Source organism: Planctellipticum variicoloris (assembly GCF_030622045.1).
GTDB lineage: Bacteria > Planctomycetota > Planctomycetia > Planctomycetales > Planctomycetaceae > Planctellipticum > Planctellipticum variicoloris.
Map to the genome: position 1 here is coordinate 469,560 of NZ_CP130886.1, position 18,263 is coordinate 487,822.

The window sequence follows — 18,263 nt, forward strand, 5'->3', positions numbered from 1 at the left end:
CTCCACTCTACACGCAGCGTTCCCGCGATTCAGCATCGCCGCCGATCGCCGGGAATTTGCAAACTCTCAGGCCGGGCGGTCTTGCGTGAAACTTTGCCGCCGGCTGCGATGGTATTTCCCGTCGGCGACTCGCGCCGCACTTCGCGGCAACACCCGGTCATGCCACAAGGACGCTTCTGATGAACAGCTCCTGGTCCGGATTCCTGGCAATCTGTCTGACAGTACCTTCGCTGACCGCGAACGCGGCCGATCCGCCGCGTGCAGAGCCGTTCCTGATGGCCGGACGTCTGTCCGACGGCGCGCGGGATTTGAAAGCGCACCTGGAGGCTCAACCCTGGGACGACCAGACGCGGTTCGGCCTGGGGGCGCTGCAGTTTCTGCAGGCGGTTGAGCACTTCGGGCAGTCGCTGTACCGCTACGGCGCCGGGACTTCGCGGACTCCGCTCGGAATCCGAGTCCCTTTGTTGCAGATGCCGGTGCCGGAGAACCCCGATCCGGAACCGATCAGCTATGCCGATTTTCGCCGGATGCTGCAGACGCTGATCGACGATCTGGCAAAGGCCGAGCAGACCTTGTCTGCGATCAAGGATCGCGATGTCAAATTGCCCCTGCGATTTGCGCAGATCCGGCTCGATCTGACCGGGGACGGCCGGGCGACTGACGAAGAAACCTTGTGGCGGATCTATGCCGCCGTCAGCCGCAATGCGCGAGCGGATCAGCAATTCACGCAGGCCGAGGCCGAGGCGTTTACGATCAGTTTCGACTACGGCGACGTCCACTGGCTCGCCGGCTACTGCCATCTGCTGTCAGCGCTCGGCGAGATGGCGCTGACGTACGACGGCGAAGCCTTCTTCAACGCCATCGCGTCCCATGCGTTCGCCAGGCCGGCGCACCCGCTCCTCAAAGAGGAGCTGATGATCCGCCCCGACAATCGCTGGACGGAGGACATCGCCGACGCCATCGCCGCGATTCATCTGCTGCGAATGCCGGTCAAAGAGCCGCAGCGCGGTCCCGAAGCTCTAAACCATCTGGAGGCGGTCATCCGCCATAGCCGATTGAGCTGGCTGGCCATTCAGGAAGAGGCTGACGACGACCGCGAATGGGTGCCGAATCCACGGCAGACCGGCGTCATTCCGGGTGTCCGCGTGACCCAGGACATGATCGCCGGCTGGCATACCTTTCTGGATGAAGCCGAGCAATTGCTGCAGGGCCGGAAGCTGGCCCCGCACTGGCGCGTGAAAGGGGAATACGGAATCAATTTGAAACGCGTCTTCACAGAGCCGCGGGAGCTTGACCTGGTGCTCTGGGCACACGGCGCCGGCGTGGCTCCATTCGTCGAACGGGGGCTCTGCACCCGCCAGGAAACCTGGAATCGCCTGATGCAGACGTTTCAGGGGCAGTTTATCGGGTTCGCCGTCTGGTTTAACTGAATTCTGGCGATGGTTGACGGTGCGAAATCAGCCGCAAAGCCTTGATGTGTCATTGTTTGTGTTGAGGCCACCGGCGAGGCTCCGTCGGCTGGGAAAATCTGCTCGACCTTCACGGAATTTTCTTGACGGAAGGCTTGCACCCTCGATAATGGCCGCATCATTTTTGGGTATGCCCTGTCAGGGATGAGTCATCGCCGGAATCTGTTTATTCAAACCCCGGGCATACAGAGACGCCTTCGACCGAATCACGGTCGGGGGCGTTTTTGCTTTTGCGGCTCCGCGCTGTACGGTGTGAGAGATTCGTCGATCACAAGCCCAGCGATTGCAGCACTCCCGCGAGATCGGACAGATCCTCCAGAAGCACGTCCGGCTGATGGGGCGACAGCTCGTCAGACCGAAAGATCCCCGTCGCCACCGCCAGGACCCGGGCATTGATGGCCCGCGCGCAGCGGATGTCCGAAGGCGTGTCGCCGATCACCCAGATCCGTTCATCCGGCACCTCGGGCAGCCGCCGACGGACTTCCTGGCGGGCTTGCCGGGCGACATCGTCCCGATCCGCGTGCTCGTCCCCGTAGCCGCCGAAGCCGAAGTGCGAGTGCAGTTCGAAGTGTTCGAGTTTCACCCTGGCGGCCCGCGCCAGGTTTCCGGTCAGCAGTCCCAGCGTGACGTTCTCCCGCTCCGTCAGCGTCGCCAGCAGCGGTCGCACGCCCGGAAGCACCACCCCTTCGCGTCCGCTGAGATGCTGCGGCAGCTCTGTAAAATAGGCCTCGTGAAAGCGATTCCACGAGGCTTCATCGTCCGGAAGACTGTAGTACGCGAACAGGTCTCGCGTGATTGCTCGGTCGGTCCGGCCGGCGGTGGGTATTCCCTCCACCGGGCCGGACGCGCCGAACTCGCGCGCCAGGACCGCCTCCATGGCCGCCTGGCCGGATCCCCCGGCATTCAGCAGCGTTCCGTCAATATCGAACAGGAGGACGTGCATGGAGGAGGGGCTTCTCAAACGGCAGCGCCCGCCAGCGAGCGGGCGCCGAGCTGCTTGCCCAGGCGGGCCAGCAGCCGATTGAGCAGTTCCAGCGACTCCTTCGCCTCCTCGTGCGTGATCGTCAGCGGCGGGCTGACTCGCAGCACCTTACCAGCCAGGGCGCCCAGCAGATGGATCCCGACGTTGTGCTCACCCAAGTAGCAGGTTTCGACAATTTTCGCCGCCACCTCGGCCGCCGAAAGATCACCGACGGGAGCGCATTCCATGCCAAAAACCAGACCTTCGCCGCGGATTTTCGTGACGAGCCCGGTTTCCTTCAGCCGTTCCAGTCCCTGCAGGAAGACGGGAGTCAGCTCTTCCGTGTGAGCCAGGACGTCGGTCTGTTCGAACTCGTCCAACGTCGCCAGCACCGCCGCGCACGAAAGTGGATTCGCGCTCCAGGTGTCCGAAGCTTCGCCATACTTGAGGGTCGCCGCCAAGTCGCTTCGCAGCGCCACCGCCGCCACCGGCACCCCGTTTCCGAGCCCCTTGCCGAGGACCACCATGTCGGGCTCGACGCCGTACTTCTCGAACGCATACATCTTGCCGGTCCGGCCGAAGTTGGCCTGCACCTCGTCGAAGATCAGCAGGATGTCGTGCTTCCGGCAGAAGTCCTGCAGCAGCCGGTGATAGCTCAGCGGCGGATGGAAACTGCCGCCGCCGCCCAGATAGGGCTCGGTAATCAGCACCGTCAGCCGGCTGCCATACTGGTGCCACAGGGCTTCCAGTTCCTGCCGATAGGAATCGAGGCTGATGCTGTCGTGGTCGCCGTTCCAGTCGGCGATCTCTTCCATCGGGAAACTGATAAAACGGACTCGCGGATCGCGCTCGGCGTCTTTTTCGCTGCCGGTGACGGCGTTGGCCAGTCCCTTTTTGCCGTGAAAGCCGTAACGGGTGGCGATGATCATGTCCCGCGTCCGATCGCGGGCCAGCGCCACCCAGAGCGCCTTCTGGATGGCCTCGGACCCTGAAGCCGCCCACATGATCGTCTGCAGTCGGTCGCTGCCGGGCGAACGCTTCAGATTGGCCAGCAGCCGCTCGACCGATTCCGTCTCCAGTTCGGTGACGCCGTTGTAGGCGGTCATCGTCAAGGCTTCAACATATTCCCCCGCGCGAGCCGGAGCTCCGCCGAAGTACTCCGGCTGCCAGCCCATGTAGCCCGCGAACTGCTGCATCCAGCGCTTGGGGTTATGACCCAAGTTCGCAACCAGCACGCCGGAGGAGAAATCGAACAGCTTCCGCCCCTCCGGCGTCCAGTGATAAGGACCGGCGGATTTGGCGAAGACCGCTTGCGTGGGGGTAAAGGTCCGCAGGCCGAGCGGCTCGTGCTCGGCGATAATCCGACGGGCGGCATTCGAACGATCTTCACCAGCAAATTGAATGGCTTTGGGCATGGGGGTCCTCGAACCAGAACGGAACGGCGGGGCGGGCGGTTGCAGTTTCCCTGGGGTACGGCAGGACAGACGCCTGAAACCCAGGCGGGTTCGGCGGGGACACAATTATGCCACGCAGCCCCCTCTTCTGTCACGGGGGCGAGCGAACTGGCCCCGAAACTCGTCAATCCGCACGTCCGGCGATCGTCACCGCAGTGCCAGTTCGGTCCGATTCCCGGACAGCGGCCACCGCGGTCGCCGCCCAGATCGCCGACATCATCGAACGTCGGCACGACTCCCTGTCATTCAGCCGTCTCCACCAGAGGTCGGCGGAATGGGCGTCATGGTCGGAATCCAGACCGGCAGGCTGGTCCAGAATTTCCCCGTCGGGCAGTCGGGAGTAAAGTCTTTTGCGGGAAAGAGTTGTGAGAGTTCCATCGATCACCCAGCCGGATCGTTCGCCGATCAGTGAATCGATCCGAAACTCGAGACTTGCCGTTCGCCCCGCCCGGTCCGCGAAGAAGGCGGCAAAACCTGTCTCGATCCCGGAGGCGTCCCGGAAGACTCGGCCGAATGCGCTCTCAGGCGTGGCGATCAGCCGAAACAGTCGCGCAAAAAGCGACGGAGCGAAGCGCTCCAGGATTCCGTGTTCCATTCGGACGGACCTGTTCAGCGAGACTCCGTGTGACTCCGGCAGCCGAAGTTCCCGGGAGACATAACGGACATTTCGCACGTCTCCGAGAGACATGGAATCAACGAGATGCTGGGCGAGAGCCCAATCCGTGTCACTCTCGGGGTCGTGCAGCACCAGCACATGTTCGGCAGTGGAGAGTTCCTGCAAGTCCGCTGAGATTGCCAGGGGCATTTCGACGGCCACTCGCAATCCGCGTTCAGTCGCCGCGCGGATCAGCGAAATCTGGCTGTCGGGCGAGGACGCAATCAGGACGGCGTCGAGACCGGGAGCGGACCAGACGTCATCAATCACAGACGTCGTACGACCAACCAGTTCTCGCGACCGCTCGCGAGCCGCAGCATCCGGGTCGCAGCCGATGACGGCTTCCGCTTCGTCAAAGAGTCGCAACTGCTCCAGACGGAACCGGCCCATCCGACCGAGACCAATCACGCCCAGCTTCATGGAGAATTCTGCTTCTGGAGACAAACGCAGAGAGTCAGCTTCAGGAACCGCGAGAAAACCCGCTCAGCTTGACCTGGATTTTTCCACTGCACTTGTGACCGTTGGGAGCATTCACTTTCAGGAGCAGGACGCCGTTCTTATCCGGAGTAAACTCGTGCCGGCTGCGAATCGCAAACGGCTTGCCCGGCTTGTTGTCGACCACCAGGACGCCCATCAACGCACCGGGTGCAATCCCCGCGACGAAGTCGGCGGCGGCATCGTCGGTCGGCAACCCGTCCGGAGTGGTTTCGAGAGTCACAGAGAACTTGAAATCACCTTTGGCTTCGATCCGCACCAGACGATCCTTGACGGCCATCGCTCCCACGTTCGTCCAGCCCCGGCTGACGTCCAGATCGAACTCGAACTCATTGGATTCCAGCGACAAATCCGTCAATTTGTCCAATTTCTCCTTGAGACCCGGCATCTTCGGATCGAGCTTCAGCAGCACTTCGCAAAGAAACTTCGCCCGGTCGTACTGCCCGGCGTCCTCGTACTGCTTGATAATGTCGGTCGACTCCCGGACAAATCCGTCCTGGAGTTTTTCCACTTTCACATCGATGGCACGGACTGCGGGAGAGGCGGCCGGCGCCAAGCTCCCCCCTTTCGCTTTCGCAGCTTTCGATTTGGGGGTCTGAGCCGCCAGCGGCCCGTGCATCGCCATGGCAGCGACGGCGACGACAGCGGCGATGCCACACCAGAGGTTGACCGAGGTTGGCTGTCTCATAGGATATCCTCTCACAATTCGTCCGCAGACTGGCACGCTGCCAGCTTCGCATTAGACGACATGCCGAGACCCTGTGCAATCGCTCCCCGTTGCGGCGACTTTCGCACCACGGGGGCCGTGCGGGGTTGACGCTCTCCAGGTGACCGACGACGATCACGCTCGATTTCCCGCCAGTTCCACGGATCATCGAAGATGTCAGCCGAGCCCGTTCCCGCTTTTCTGGTCCGTCCGGCCGCGCCGGGGGATGTCGAGGATCTGGGGCGGTTCATCGAGCCGTTCGTCGCCCGCGAACGTCTGCTGCCGCGGACCCGCGACGAGCTGGAAGATTTGACCGACAACGGATTTGTGGCCATCGCCGACGGCCGTATCGTCGGCTTTGCGGCCCTGGAAATCTATTCGACCAAGCTGGGCGAGATTCGCAGTCTGGCCGTCGCCGACGACTTCCAAGGCCGAGGGATCGGCAAGGCCCTCGTCAAAGCCTGTATCGATCGCGCCCGTGAACGTCGCGTCTTCGAGCTGATGGCCGTCACCTCGTCCGACGAGTTTTTCCAGCGCTGCGGCTTCGATTTTACGCTTCCCGGCGAGAAGAAGGCTCTCTTTCTGCAGACCCGCGAGAGCTATTGAGCGAGTGAGCTGACAGCGGAATGCGGAAAGCCAGATCTGGCGGCGCCGTCCACAACGTGCTGGCCGTCGGCTCCGTTCGTCAGTTCCTGCTGGCCGTCGGCGGCCCGAATCACGTAAACTGACGTTGATCGATTCCGCCGCTGTGCGGAATGATCTCGTCGAAAAGTTGCTGATCGCCGGACCGGAGAATTTCACCCATGCTCGATCTCACCGGACAGGGAACGGCCCAGACCTGCGGCGGCGTGACCCGCCGCGATTTTCTCCAGGCTGGCACGCTCGGCGCCGCAGGGTTGTCGTTGGCCCATCTGCAGCAGCTCGAAGCCCGCGCTGCGGAAACTGGGGCCGCCCCCGGAAACGCGAATCGCTCCGTGATCATGATTTTCAACCTGGGGGCGCCCAGTCAGCTCGACACCTTCGACCCCAAACCCGAGGCCCCGCTCGAAATCCGCGGGCCCTTCAAAGACATCTCCACCGCGTCGTCCGACATCCGCATCAGCGAGATCCTGCCCCGCCACGCCAAGCTGGCGAAGTACTTCTCGCTGGTCCGCAGCGTCAACGACAACGCCCCCGCCGTGCATGACGTCGGCTGGGAGCTGATGCAGACCGGTCGTTTCTTTTCCGGCGGGATTAATACGCCCCATGCCGGAGCAGTCGCCAGTTATCTGATGGGCCGCCGGACCGACCTGCCTCCGTTCGTGGTTCTCCCTGAGTTAATGGGCGCCGGCGGCGGCAATCTTCCGAATGGTCAGGCGGGGGGATTTCTCGGCAAAGCCTACGATCCCTTCGTCCTCAATGCCGATCCCTCCAAGCCGGACTTCGTCGTCCCCGACCTGCTCCCTCCGAAGCAGATCGGCGAAGTCCGGATGGAACGTCGGCAGAAACTTCGCAGTGCGGTCGACCAGACCTTGGCTGCGTTCGAGCGGAGTGAAGACGCCAAGCTTCTCGACTCCGGTTTCCAGTCTGCCTTCCGCATTATGAGCAGCCCCCAGGCCCGCGAGGCCTTCGAGTTGTCGAAGGAGCCGGTCGAAGTCCGCGAGCGTTACGGCATGAACCGCTTCGGCCAGTGCTGCCTGCTGGCCCGCCGGCTCGTCGAAGCTGGCGTCCGCTTCGTCACCATCAATACGTTCCTCACCGTCTTCAACGAAGTCACCTGGGACATCCACGGCACCGCCCCATTCACCTCGATCGAAGGGATGAAGGACATCGTGGCCCCGATGTACGACCAGGCCTACTCCGCCCTGCTGGAGGACCTCGTCCAGCGCGGACTGCTGGGCGACACGCTGGTCTGTAACGTCTCCGAGTTCGGTCGTACCCCCCGCGTGAACCCGGCGGGCGGTCGCGATCACTGGCCGCAGTGCTGGACGGTCTACTTCGCCGGCGGCGGCGTCCGGGGCGGCCAGGTCATCGGCAAAAGCGACCCCGTCGGCGGCTTCCCCGCCGAACGACCGGTCACGCCGTCCGAAGTCGTGGCCACGATCTACCACAGCCTCGGCTACAGCGTGGAGCACCACCTTCCCGGCCCCGCCGGCCGGCCATTCCCGCTGGTCGATTCGGGGACGAAGCCGATTCTGGAATTGTTCGGCTAACTCGCGCGAGGCACATTGATGATCGCTCTCCCGAAAGAATTGCAGCAGGCTCTGCAGGCGGCCGGCGGCGCTCCGGTCCGCGTGGAAGATCCCGAGACGCACGCCGAGAACATCGTAGTGGCGGCCGACGAGTTCGAATCGCTCTCCCGCGCGTCCGCAGCAGGCGGTTTCAGCGATGCCGAGCAGGATTACTTGCTGGCGGAAGCCGCGCGTCGCGCCGGCTGGGACGATCCCGAGATGGAGATTTACAGCGACTTATCGCCGGGAAGTATCGCCTGAGTGCAGTCCTCAACCCGCGAATCAAAAGATCACCAACAATCGAGCCCTCCCCCATGTTGCGCCCTGCCTGCCTGATTGTTCTCTGCCTGGCCTCCATCCCCGCCCACGCCGGCATCGCCGTCTTCCCGGCGGCCGTCGAACTCACCGGCCGCGAAGCCGCCCAGCCGCTCGTCGTCCAGCAGACCTCTGCCGGCCGCGTCCTCGGGAACATCTCAGAGGGTCTCGAATTCGCCTCGTCGGATCCGCAGGTCGCTAGAATCGAAGCCGGCCGGATCTTCCCCGTCGGTAATGGCGAAGCGACCGTTTCGGTCCGTGCCGGCGCGGACACGGCCACGATTCCAGTCGTCGTCAAAGACTTCGGTGAGTCGCACGCCTGGAGCTTCCGCAACCACGTCCAGTCCGTCCTGACCAAGGCCGGCTGTAACATGGGTTCCTGCCACGGCGCAACTGCCGGCAAAGGGGGTTTTCGACTCTCCCTGCGCGGCTACGACCCGGAAACCGACTTCAACACCATCACCCGCCAGGCCCGCGGCCGACGCATCGTCCCGCACGACCCCGGCCGGAGCCTGATCCTCACCAAGCCGACCGGCGCCATTCCCCATCAGGGAGGGCTGCGCTTCTCCGAAGACTCCTACGAATACCGCGTCCTCTCCGAATGGATCGCCCAAGGTCAGCCGGGGCCCGCCGCCGAGGACGCCCGCATCCAGCGTCTGGAGATCCTGCCGCCCGCCGTGCGCCTGACCGTCGGAGCGAAGCAGCCGTTTGTCGTCCGGGCGCACTTCAGCGACGGCCGCTCCGAAGACGTCACCCGCTGGGCCAAGTACAGCAGCACCAACTTCTCCGTCGCCACCGTCGACGACCAGGGCCTGGTGGATGTCACCGGCAGCGGCGAAGGGGCCATCACCGCCTGGTATCTCGCACAGAACGTCACCGCCACGGTCACCGTCCCCTATACGCACCAGGTCGCCCCGCAAATCTTCGCGGCCTCACCGCGGGCCAATCTGATCGACGAGCTGGTCCTCTCGAAACTCGAATCGCTCAACGTCCCGCCGTCGCCGCGATCGAGCGACGTCGAGTTCCTTCGCCGGGCGCAGCTCGACACGATCGGCGTCCTGCCGACGGTGGACGAAGTCCGAGCCTTTCTGACCGATACCGATCCGCTCAAGCGCGAGAAGCTGGTCGACCGGCTGCTGACCCGCTCTGAGTTCGTCGACTACTGGGCCTACCAGTGGTCCGATCTGCTGCTGGTGACCGGCAGCCGGCTGCGGCCCGACGCCGTGAAAGCCTATTACCAGTGGATTCGCCAGCGCGTTGCCGAGGATCTGCCCTGGGACCAGTTCGTCCGCCAGGTCCTGACTGCCCAGGGAAGCACCCTCGAAAACGGCGCGACGAACTTCTACGCCCTCCACCAGGACCCGCAGGACATGTCCGAGACGGTCTCGATGGCCTTCCTCGGGATGTCGATCCAGTGCGCCCATTGCCACGATCACCCGCTCGAAAAATGGACCAACGACGATTACTACGGCATGGCCAGTCTCTTCGCCCGCGTCCGTGGCAAGGGCTGGGGGGGCGACTTCCGCAACGGCGACGGCAACCGGATGATTTTCGCCACCAACCGCGGCGAAGTGATCCAACCCCGCACCGGAAAGCCGCAGCCCCCCCGTCCGCTCGATGCGCAACCCCTCGCCTTCGACGACCCGCGCGACCGCCGGGAAGCCCTCGCCGACTGGGTCTGCTCGCCCGAGAACCCCTACTTCACGCGGGCCATCGTCAATCGCGTCTGGGCGAACTACCTGGGGGTCGGCATCGTCGAGCAGGTCGATGATCTGCGACTGACGAATCCCCCCAGCAATCCGCTGCTGCTCGACGCCCTCGCCGCCGAACTGGTCCGCAACAAGTACGACCTCAAGGCGCTGATGCGGCTGATTCTCACGTCGGAAACCTACCAGCGATCGTCGGAAATCCTCCCCGAGAACTCGATGGACGAGCGATTCTACGCCCGGTTCTATCCCCGCCGTCTCTCAGCAGAAGTCCTGCTGGACGCCTTCGCCCAGGCGACCGACGTGCCGACGCCGTTCAAGGACTATCCCGCCGGGACGCGGGCCCTGCAGCTTCCGGACGCCAGCGTCGCTTCCTACTTCCTGGATACGTTCGGCCGGCCGGAACGGGTGCTGACCTGCACCTGCGAGCGGGCGGACGAACCGAACATGACGCAGGTGCTGCACCTGGCGAACGGCAAAACGGTCCTCGAAAAGCTGGAAGCGAAGGAAGGTCGGATCGCCCGCTGGATCGCCGACAAGACGCCCGACCGCCAGGTCGTCGAAGAGTTTTTCCTGGCGGCACTGTCGCGTCTGCCGCGAGAAGCCGAATTGCAGCAGATTCTCCCGCTGTTGGCGGAGACGCCCGAGTCGGATCGCCGGCAGGCGCTGGAAGATCTGGCCTGGAGCGTGCTGACCAGCCGGGAGTTTCTGTTTCAGCATTAGGCCGCCGGATCTCAGTTCAATTCGAAGTCGCCGCCATGAGCTACTGCCACATGTTCTACGGCGTCGACCTCGACCGGCTGAAGGCGGTCTTCGGCTCGCGCGACAAGCGGTTCCTGGCCAACGTGCTGCAGGCGCAATCGCAGGCGTTGCGCGACAACGACGACTTCTTCGAAAACATAGGCGCCCCCGGCGAGCTGCCGTCCTCGGAAGTCGCTCTCGGTGCGATCGTCGCGGGGGCGATCTCACACGGAAAGGCCGCCGCTCCGGTCTATGGCTACGTCCTCAAGATCCTCTGCGAACATCTGGGAGAGATGATCGACGGCGACGTAGCCGCCGTGCGGGATCACCCCTACCGGTCGCAACTGATCGCTTCCGGTCCGCCGTTGCCAATTCCCTGCACCGGAGAAGATTTCCCGGAAATCGGCCATCTCTCGCTGGCAGACATTCCGGCGGAGATTCAGAGGATTGATGCGGCTCCGCGTCGGGCAACGCGCAATTTCTCCCTGACGCTGCTGTCGTGGCTCACCAAGGGAGTCCTCGGCCGTCAGATGAGCAACGAAGAAGCCAGCGAAGACATGGACGCCTACCGCGAGGTGCTGAAGGAAGCCCTGGAGCAGGGCGTTTCCATCGTATCCTTCCGCCACTGAGGGCCGGCTCCCGCCAATCCTGGTGGAAATACTTCTCGGGCGGCTAGGTATTTTTGCGGACCGCCGGCCAGGATTACGGGGGCCGTGCCGGAACCGCTGAAACAAATTGAACGGGAATCGTGCGCGCGATACCATTCCCTGCAGGCTTCGTTGCCAATCCTGTTCGTTGCTAACCCCGCGCGGATCACAAACCCGTCCTAAGTCGCTCCACAGGACCCTTCAACGCGTTCCGTCAGCTTCTTCCAAACTCCTGGCTGCTGAACCCGTGCAAGAAACCAATCACGCCCACGACCTCACCGTTAAAGTGCCCGCTCCGGGTGTTGTCCGGAAGATCGGCAACTACGAGCTTCTGCACGCCCTGGGGCAGGGTGGCATGGGCATCGTCTATGCCGCCCGGGACCTGACGACGGGACAATCGGTCGCAGTGAAGGTGCTGCTGCCGAGAAACTCGCAGGACGAGCAGTTCCGCAAACGCTTCCTCCGCGAAGCACGGGCCGGCGCGCTCCTCCGCGGCCCACATATTGTGCCCGTCATCGGCATGTTTGAGGAACGTGACACGCTCTATCTGGTGATGGAGCGGATCGACGGCGGAAGCCTGCAGACCTGGCTGGAGCAGCACCCGACGCGCGAGGTCGACTGGATCGTTTCGATCGCCCGTCAGCTCGCTCGCGGCCTCGCGGTCGCACATGTCGCTGGCGTCATTCATCGCGACATCAAACCGTCGAACATCCTCCTCGACAAGGAAGGTAAAAACGCCTGCATCGCCGACTTCGGCCTCGCCATGCTTGCGCAAGGCTCCGACAATCTCACCACCACCGGTCGTCCGCTCGGCACTCCAAACTACATGTCTCCGGAACAGATCCGCGGTGAAACGATCGATCACCGGACCGACCTGTTCAGCCTCGGCTGCGTGATCTACGCGATGGTCGCGGGCGAGTCCCCCTTCCATTCCGAAACGATGGCGACCACAACGTGGCGAATCATCGAGGCGTCGCCCCAACCGCTCAACAAGCTCGACGTACGAGTCCCCCGGGGGCTGGCGCGCATCGTGGACAGACTGCTCAAGAAGGAGCCATCCGCGCGGTTTGGCTCCGCGGAGGAAGTCGATCAGGCGCTGAGCCGCTGCCTTGACCCGGAGCAGGAGGCGCTGGAATCTGACTTCGAAGTGACGCAGGTTTTCTCCGACGACCGTATCTCCGTGCCCCCCCCTCGATTGGCAGGCGGAGCGCTGGGGCGCATCGCCCTGGCGGCGATGGCCGCGACCCTGGTCGGAGCCTTTGTGGTCCGACCAGCGTTTCTCCCGTCGCAGCAGCATCCGGACAAAGAACCGCTTGGCGTAACGTCGGTTCTGCCCGTCCCAGTCACACCGGCAGCGCCCGAACCTCACGACGCCGGGCCGCGCGCTCCCCGCACCTGGACCGTGGCTTCCGACGGAACAGCGGACTTCGACTCGCTGCGCGGCGCTCTGAAGAGCGCCGGACCCGGCGATGAAATTCGCGTCCTGGACAACGCCGGGTACGAAGGCCCGATCGTCATCGACGAGCCCGTCCGCCTCCGGGGCGTCCGGCTGATTTCCCCGCAGCACGCGACCATCAACGCGTCCAATCCTAATGGCCGGTTCGGTTCGCTCATTATCATGGGGACGCGCGACGTTTTCGTCGAAGGTTTTTTCGTCAATGGGGGCGCCGAACATCATGCCGTCTATCTCAGCGGCGATCTTGCCGGAACGACTCTCCAGGACCTGACGATTGCACAGCCGCCGGGGGCCACCTGGGCGAATCTGATGCTGGCCCGGGAGTGCCGCGGAACCGCGGAGGCGCCCCTGACGATCCGCCTCTGCCGCTTCGCGACGGGAAAGTACGGGATCTTCTCAGGCCGCGAGGATACGCCTACGGCTGTTGAGGCCGACCAGGTCCTGATTGACGGCAACGAGTTTTTCGGCGACGGGACGCACATCGAGCTGGCTCACGCCGCCCGCAACGTTCGAATCGAGCACAACGTCTTTCGCAACGGCGACGCGATCCACCTGCGGCTCCCCGCCGCGGCCGGCAGCGGCGGATTCAGCATCTGCAACAATTCCTTTTTCGAAGTCCGCCACTGGCTGCAACTTGGACCGGCCGACGCCGAGTTCGACGGCAAGGTCGGCAACAATCTCCTGGTTGCGGTCAGCGGACCGGCCTGGACGCCCGACTTTGATCGACGCTCGGGAAAGTGGCGCTTCTTCAACAATATCTGCGAAGACGGAAACGCCGCCGATCCCACGCTCGCCTCTCCGCTGGGGCTGATCGTTCGCGACGCCCTGCTGGAGTCGCGATCGCCCGGCGAACCGGGCTTCCTGCGCCCGCAAGCCACCAGCCCTGCGGCCTCCGGCGGCGCAGGCGATGGCCTCCCCTCCTACGTCGGAGCGCGTGCCCCCGACACGCACTGATCTCCCCTCGACGATTCTCCTCTTCCAAGGGCCACTGCGGATGTCGTCCAGTTCCTTTAACGGCGGGTTCGTCCCCAAACAGATCAACACCGGGGCGTTTTCGCCCCCAGGCAGCCCGGAGGCCGCAGCACCGCAGGCGGCAGGTCGAATCGACGACCCCTATTACCTGTTCGGCGCCGCCTCGCGGACCGATGAGCTTGCGATTTCGCCTGCCAGCCAGTTCGCGACCGGCCATCCCAGTCCCTACTACGACTTCTTGACCGCCGAGATCGATCTTCAATCGGAGCCGGCCGCCGGGATTGCGACACCGGTCGCAGCTCCTGTCTGTCGACAGCCCTCGGTGCCCCGGTCCGGACGTCCCCTCAATGTCGTGCACATCGGCCCGCACCTGCAACTCGGCGGCGCGGAACAGTGGCTGCTCGATCTCGCGGGTTCTCTCGATCCCTCAGTCATGCGGATCTCCCGTCACGTGGCGGTCAATGCCGCCACGATTGACGTCGAGTATGTGACTCGCCTGGCGGAGGCCAATATCTCGGTCGAGGTCGGCGGGCCGCGGGCCGTGCAGGCGGCGGCCCGCGACGCGGACATCCTGTTGAGCTGGGGCATCCAGCTCGACCGATACCTCGGCGACGCTCCGCGTCCCCTCTCGGTTCAGGTTGTCCACGGCGACGGTCCATGGAATCGTTTCTTCCTCGAAGGAAGCCGGCGCACAGTGGACCACTTCATCGCGGTCAGCCATCGGGTCCGGCATCGAGTCTGCGTCGACGTTCCCGCCACTGTGATCTACAACGGCATCGACGACCGTCGGCTGGTCCGTTCCCGCGACCGCGACGAAACCCGCCGGTTGCTCGGTTTTTCCCGGTCGGACCTGGTCGTCGCCTTCTGCGGTCGGCTGGCCGCCGAGAAACGAGTCGACAGCATTATCGAAGCCATCGGTTGCCTGCCCCCTCGCGTCAAACTACTGGTCATCGGCTCGGGGCACCTGGAATCCAGCCTCCGCCAGCTTGCCGACAAGCACCTTCCGGGACGCGCTATCTTCACGTCGAGCAACGGAGGCATGGGAGATCTGTACGCTGCGGCCGACATTTTCTGTCTCGCCTCCAACCAGGAAGGGTGTTCGCTGGCGATGCTGGAGGCGATGCTCAGCGGCCTGCCGGTGGTCTCGACTCCTGTCGGCTGCGCCGCAGAAGTCATTGAAGACATGGTGACCGGACTCCTGTTTGACGGCTCTCCCCGCGATCTGACGAGGGCGCTGGGTCTGCTCACCGAACGCGACGACTGGCGAATGAACCTCGCCGACGACGGTCGGCGCCTCGTCGAGCGCTTTGCGGGCGCCCGGCGGATGGCCCGCGACTATCAGCAGCTCCTCCGCGGGTTGATCTGACATGGGCGCAGGCGCTCTGCGGTTCCAGACCAATATCGATTTCCGTCGCGCAATCGAACTCAATGACGAGTTTCTGATGCCGTTCGCGCGCGTCCACGAGCGACTCCGCGATCGGGGAATCGAGTTCCATCCGACCTCCGGCGATTTCGTCTTCGCCGACAGCGATCACGGTCCGCCAGCCGCCGACCGCCCGCTCGTGCTGCTCGATCGCACCGACGGAGCGTTCCTGTGGTGGCGATTTCAGCCCCAGGGGCAGGTTGTCCGTACCATCCTTGAGTCCCCGAATCTGCTCGGGCTGATCAAGATCTCGCGCTATCCCACGCGCCACTCCTACAACACGGAACGAACCGACTCCAGTTATCACGCCCGGTTGATTCGCGACGCACAACCCTCGGGGTTGCCGGCCGGATCCGAGACCATTGTCAAACCGATTTCCGAGCAGGCATTTTCGCGAATCCGGCTCGGCGTCGGTTACTGGGCGTTCGACCAATGTGCTCCGCTGGAACCGTGCGGTGGTTTTCGGGAAGACCGAAAGCGTCCGATCGACGTCTTCTGTGCGGTCTCTGTCGACTACTCCTGCCCGACGATCACCTGGCATCGCGAAACGGCCATTGAGAGGCTCTCGCGTCTGCATGGCATCCGGACCGTTCTCGGGCACGGACGGGTCTTTGCCGATCAGCAGTACCGCGAGCTGCTGCAGCGGTCCCGCATCTGCGTCTCGCCCTGGGGCTGGGGAGAAACCTGCATCCGCGACTACGAGGCCCTGCTCGCCGGGTGCGTGCTGATCAAGCCCCGCACCGATTTCATCGACTCCGCCCTGCCGCTCGACGACCGGCACTACGTCGCTTGCCGTCCCGACTTCGCGGACCTCGGCGAGAGAGTTGCCGAAGTGCTCGACCAATGGCCGGCATTCGCAGCCCGGACGCCGGAACTGCGAGAATACGTCCTCCGCGCCCGCCACCCCGACGCCATTGCCGACCAATACGCGGCGGCGATTCGCGAGTCGGTGGCGAGCAGCGCGCGGTGAGCGAAGTCGGGAGGAATCGCGAACGATCAGATCTTGCAGCTTTCCTCGTTCCCAGGCTCCCGCCTGGGAACGCCCTCTTCCGAGGCTCTGCCTCGTCTGCCGTCAGACCGCCAACGAGGCGCCAACCAGAAGGACGTTGAGCGTCCGAAGACAGCATTCTCAGCCGGAGCCTGGGAACGAGGAGAACGGTCCGGAATCGGCAGTTTTTCTACCAAAGCGATGTGGGCACCAGCTCCAGCTCCGGAACGAGCGCCCGGGCCGGCAGCTTCGCCAGAAACAGCACCGCGTCGGCCACATCCTGCGGCTGCAGGGCCTGGTCGAGAACTTCGCGGGGAGTCGGGACCGGGCGGGCCAGCAGGATGTCCGTATCACACAGGCCCGGAAAGATGACCGACGTCCGGATGCCGTGCGACTTCTGTTCGACCCGCGTCCCATGCGCCAGCCCGACGAGGCCGTGCTTGCTGGCCTGATACGCCACACCCGAAACATCCGGCCGCTGCACCGCCGCCGAGGAGAGATAGACGATCAGCCCCCCGCCGTGGCCCGCCATCACCGGGACTGCGGCCCGCGTGCAGAGGAACGCTCCAGTCAGGTTCGCATCAAGGAGTTGCGCCCAGCCCTCTGGACTGAGGACGTCGAGCCCCCGTTGCGGAGTGTTGGTTCCCGCGGCGTATACCAGCAAGTCGATACGGCCGGTTCTCGCCGCAGCCTGAGCCATCAGCCGGTCAACGTCGGCGACATTGCCGGCGTCGCCGGAGCACGCGTCAATCTGCACCCCTTCGTCGGCGAGTTGCGTCTGCAGCTCCGCCAGCCGGTCGGCCCGCCGGGCCGAGGCGACAACGTGAGCGCCGGCACGGGCCAGCGTGCCGGCGATGGCCCGCCCCATGCCGCTGGAGGCCCCAACGACAACGGCCGTCTGTCCGGCCAGATCCTGAGTCATTCTGCGGTCCTCACGGGCGGACCATTCCGCCATGAGGGTCAGCATGCCAGGCGACGGTCGCTCTCTGCAACTCTGTCGGAGCCGGGAATCAGCCGACCTTCTGCAGCCGAGGCGTGGCGGTCGGGGCGATCACCAGCGGGAACTTCAACGTGAAGCAGGTTCCCGCACCGACGGCGCTCTCCACGCGGATCCGGCCGCCATGCGACTCCATCACGTCCTTCGCAAGCGACAGACCGAGGCCCGTTCCCCCCTGGCCTTGGGAATCGACTTCTTTCGTTGTGAAAAAAGGCTCAAAAATCTTCTTGAGCTTCTCGGCGGGGATGCCCGAGCCGGTGTCGCGGACCATGATCTCGGCCAGACCGGCGGTCCCGTCGGAGCGGACGGCGACGGTCAGGTTGCCGCCGTTGGCCATCGCCTGGCGGGCGTTGATGATCAGGTTGAGCAGGACCTGCTGCACCTGGCCCGAGTTGACGCTGGCCCAGGGACGGCCTTCGAAGCGGGTTTCGACGCGGATCCGGTAACGCTGCAAGTCTTTTTCGACGAGGATCAGGACGTCCTCGACGAGGTTGATCAGGTCCATCGGTTCCTTGCGGTCGCCCTGCGGCCGGGCGTACGAGAGCATGCCGGTCGTGATCTTCGAGGCCCGCTGGCCGGCGGCGAGGATCTTGTCGAACGCTTTCTCGCGGGTGGCGACGTCTTTGTGCCGGATCCCCATCTTGGCGTAGTTGATGACCGTCGTGAGGATGTTGTTGAACTCGTGCGTGATGGAAGACGCCAGCGAACCGACGGCGCTCATCTTCTGCGCCTGCATCAGTTGCGCCTGAAGTTGCCGCACCTGCTGCTGAAGTTCCTCGACCTGCGCCTGCAACTCTCGTTCGCTCATGACCCGCCCTGGAAAACGCCTCTGCCGATCTTCACCGAGAGTGGCTATCGGACGGCGTCCCGAGAGAGCTTCATCGCGACTGCGCACGCCGGTGGAGTCCCCTGCAGGTCCCTCCGCAAGGGGGCTGTGGCGGGTCTGGCGGAACCGGGTTGAGTTTGCGGATTGCGCCGCACGTTGCCGGTTCCGCGAGCTGTTTCTCCAGGTGGCCGGTTTCTCGGAGAATGACGCCACCCGCGTGAAATGGGCGGTAAACGCCGTTC

Annotated in this window: 15 protein-coding genes; 9 read left to right on the forward strand and 6 right to left on the reverse strand. The window is 64.2% G+C overall.

Annotated elements, in window-relative coordinates; genetic code table 11:
- Window positions 1-179: 179 nt before the first annotated feature.
- Window positions 180-1,430, forward strand: a complete 1,251-nt coding sequence (locus tag SH412_RS01865) for a hypothetical protein (protein WP_336521805.1) — start codon at window positions 180-182, stop codon at window positions 1,428-1,430.
- Window positions 1,431-1,737: 307 nt separating this feature from the next.
- On the opposite strand, the gene SH412_RS01870 is transcribed toward SH412_RS01865, so the two are convergent.
- From SH412_RS01870 to SH412_RS01885, 4 genes are all read right to left on the reverse strand, one after another.
- Entirely contained in the window at window positions 1,738-2,412 is a 675-nt protein-coding gene (locus SH412_RS01870) for an HAD family hydrolase (RefSeq protein WP_336521806.1), read from the reverse strand.
- 14 nt (window positions 2,413-2,426) lie between these two features.
- Window positions 2,427-3,845: an aspartate aminotransferase family protein gene (locus SH412_RS01875; RefSeq protein WP_336521807.1), complete on the reverse strand. Its 1,419-nt coding sequence runs from the start codon at window positions 3,843-3,845 to the stop codon at window positions 2,427-2,429.
- A gap of 163 nt (window positions 3,846-4,008) precedes the next feature.
- Entirely contained in the window at window positions 4,009-4,959 is a 951-nt protein-coding gene (locus tag SH412_RS01880) for a Gfo/Idh/MocA family protein (RefSeq protein ID WP_336521808.1), read from the reverse strand.
- Window positions 4,960-4,999: 40 nt separating this feature from the next.
- Window positions 5,000-5,722, reverse strand: coding sequence for a hypothetical protein (locus tag SH412_RS01885; protein ID WP_336521809.1), 723 nt, complete (start codon window positions 5,720-5,722; stop codon window positions 5,000-5,002).
- A 192-nt stretch (window positions 5,723-5,914) separates the two neighbouring features.
- Between SH412_RS01885 and SH412_RS01890 the strand changes: the two genes are divergently transcribed.
- The 8 genes from SH412_RS01890 (at window position 5,915) to SH412_RS01925 (ending at window position 16,180) form a co-directional block, all read left to right on the forward strand.
- On the forward strand, window positions 5,915-6,346 hold the full coding sequence (locus SH412_RS01890) for a GNAT family N-acetyltransferase (protein WP_336521810.1): 432 nt from the start codon (window positions 5,915-5,917) through the stop codon (window positions 6,344-6,346).
- Between the two features lie 197 nt (window positions 6,347-6,543).
- Window positions 6,544-7,932 carry a DUF1501 domain-containing protein gene (locus SH412_RS01895; RefSeq protein WP_336521811.1) on the forward strand — a complete coding sequence of 463 codons (1,389 nt, stop codon included), beginning with the start codon at window positions 6,544-6,546 and terminating at the stop codon, window positions 7,930-7,932.
- Window positions 7,933-7,950: 18 nt separating this feature from the next.
- Complete coding sequence (locus tag SH412_RS01900) at window positions 7,951-8,211, forward strand: hypothetical protein (protein ID WP_336521812.1); 261 nt, start codon at window positions 7,951-7,953, stop codon at window positions 8,209-8,211.
- 53 nt (window positions 8,212-8,264) lie between these two features.
- Window positions 8,265-10,694: a DUF1553 domain-containing protein gene (locus tag SH412_RS01905; RefSeq protein WP_336521813.1), complete on the forward strand. Its 2,430-nt coding sequence runs from the start codon at window positions 8,265-8,267 to the stop codon at window positions 10,692-10,694.
- 35 nt (window positions 10,695-10,729) lie between these two features.
- Complete coding sequence (locus SH412_RS01910; protein WP_336521814.1) at window positions 10,730-11,341, forward strand: DUF7691 family protein; 612 nt, start codon at window positions 10,730-10,732, stop codon at window positions 11,339-11,341.
- Between the two features lie 166 nt (window positions 11,342-11,507).
- Window positions 11,508-13,769, forward strand: a complete 2,262-nt coding sequence (locus SH412_RS01915; RefSeq protein WP_336521815.1) for a serine/threonine-protein kinase — start codon at window positions 11,508-11,510, stop codon at window positions 13,767-13,769.
- Between the two features lie 40 nt (window positions 13,770-13,809).
- Window positions 13,810-15,153: a glycosyltransferase gene (locus SH412_RS01920; protein WP_336521816.1), complete on the forward strand. Its 1,344-nt coding sequence runs from the start codon at window positions 13,810-13,812 to the stop codon at window positions 15,151-15,153.
- Between the two features lies 1 nt (window position 15,154).
- Window positions 15,155-16,180 (forward strand): glycosyltransferase, encoded by a 1,026-nt coding sequence (locus SH412_RS01925; protein ID WP_336521817.1) that lies wholly within the window; start codon window positions 15,155-15,157, stop codon window positions 16,178-16,180.
- 208 nt (window positions 16,181-16,388) lie between these two features.
- Here the strand turns inward: SH412_RS01925 and SH412_RS01930 are convergent, their stop codons facing one another.
- Together SH412_RS01930 and SH412_RS01935 are read right to left on the reverse strand one after the other, a co-directional pair.
- Window positions 16,389-17,120, reverse strand: coding sequence for an SDR family oxidoreductase (locus tag SH412_RS01930; protein ID WP_336521818.1), 732 nt, complete (start codon window positions 17,118-17,120; stop codon window positions 16,389-16,391).
- Between the two features lie 88 nt (window positions 17,121-17,208).
- Complete coding sequence (locus SH412_RS01935; RefSeq protein ID WP_336521819.1) at window positions 17,209-18,003, reverse strand: sensor histidine kinase; 795 nt, start codon at window positions 18,001-18,003, stop codon at window positions 17,209-17,211.
- Between the last annotated feature and the right edge of the window lie 260 nt (window positions 18,004-18,263).

What these genes read in the sequence shown, in the direction of transcription:
- SH412_RS01890 (WP_336521810.1), top strand. Translation starts at nt 5,915, where the DNA reads ATGTCAGCCGAGCCCGTTCCCGCTTTTCTGGTCCGTCCGGCCGCGCCG.
- SH412_RS01880 (WP_336521808.1), bottom strand. Translation starts at nt 4,959, where the DNA reads ATGAAGCTGGGCGTGATTGGTCTCGGTCGGATGGGCCGGTTCCGTCTG.
- SH412_RS01935 (WP_336521819.1), bottom strand. Translation starts at nt 18,003, where the DNA reads ATGAGCGAACGAGAGTTGCAGGCGCAGGTCGAGGAACTTCAGCAGCAG.
- SH412_RS01925 (WP_336521817.1), top strand. Translation starts at nt 15,155, where the DNA reads ATGGGCGCAGGCGCTCTGCGGTTCCAGACCAATATCGATTTCCGTCGC.
- SH412_RS01875 (WP_336521807.1), bottom strand. Translation starts at nt 3,845, where the DNA reads ATGCCCAAAGCCATTCAATTTGCTGGTGAAGATCGTTCGAATGCCGCC.
- SH412_RS01920 (WP_336521816.1), top strand. Translation starts at nt 13,810, where the DNA reads ATGTCGTCCAGTTCCTTTAACGGCGGGTTCGTCCCCAAACAGATCAAC.
- SH412_RS01870 (WP_336521806.1), bottom strand. Translation starts at nt 2,412, where the DNA reads ATGCACGTCCTCCTGTTCGATATTGACGGAACGCTGCTGAATGCCGGG.
- SH412_RS01930 (WP_336521818.1), bottom strand. Translation starts at nt 17,120, where the DNA reads ATGACTCAGGATCTGGCCGGACAGACGGCCGTTGTCGTTGGGGCCTCC.
- SH412_RS01905 (WP_336521813.1), top strand. Translation starts at nt 8,265, where the DNA reads ATGTTGCGCCCTGCCTGCCTGATTGTTCTCTGCCTGGCCTCCATCCCC.
- SH412_RS01885 (WP_336521809.1), bottom strand. Translation starts at nt 5,722, where the DNA reads ATGAGACAGCCAACCTCGGTCAACCTCTGGTGTGGCATCGCCGCTGTC.
- SH412_RS01865 (WP_336521805.1), top strand. Translation starts at nt 180, where the DNA reads ATGAACAGCTCCTGGTCCGGATTCCTGGCAATCTGTCTGACAGTACCT.
- SH412_RS01900 (WP_336521812.1), top strand. Translation starts at nt 7,951, where the DNA reads ATGATCGCTCTCCCGAAAGAATTGCAGCAGGCTCTGCAGGCGGCCGGC.
- SH412_RS01895 (WP_336521811.1), top strand. Translation starts at nt 6,544, where the DNA reads ATGCTCGATCTCACCGGACAGGGAACGGCCCAGACCTGCGGCGGCGTG.
- SH412_RS01910 (WP_336521814.1), top strand. Translation starts at nt 10,730, where the DNA reads ATGAGCTACTGCCACATGTTCTACGGCGTCGACCTCGACCGGCTGAAG.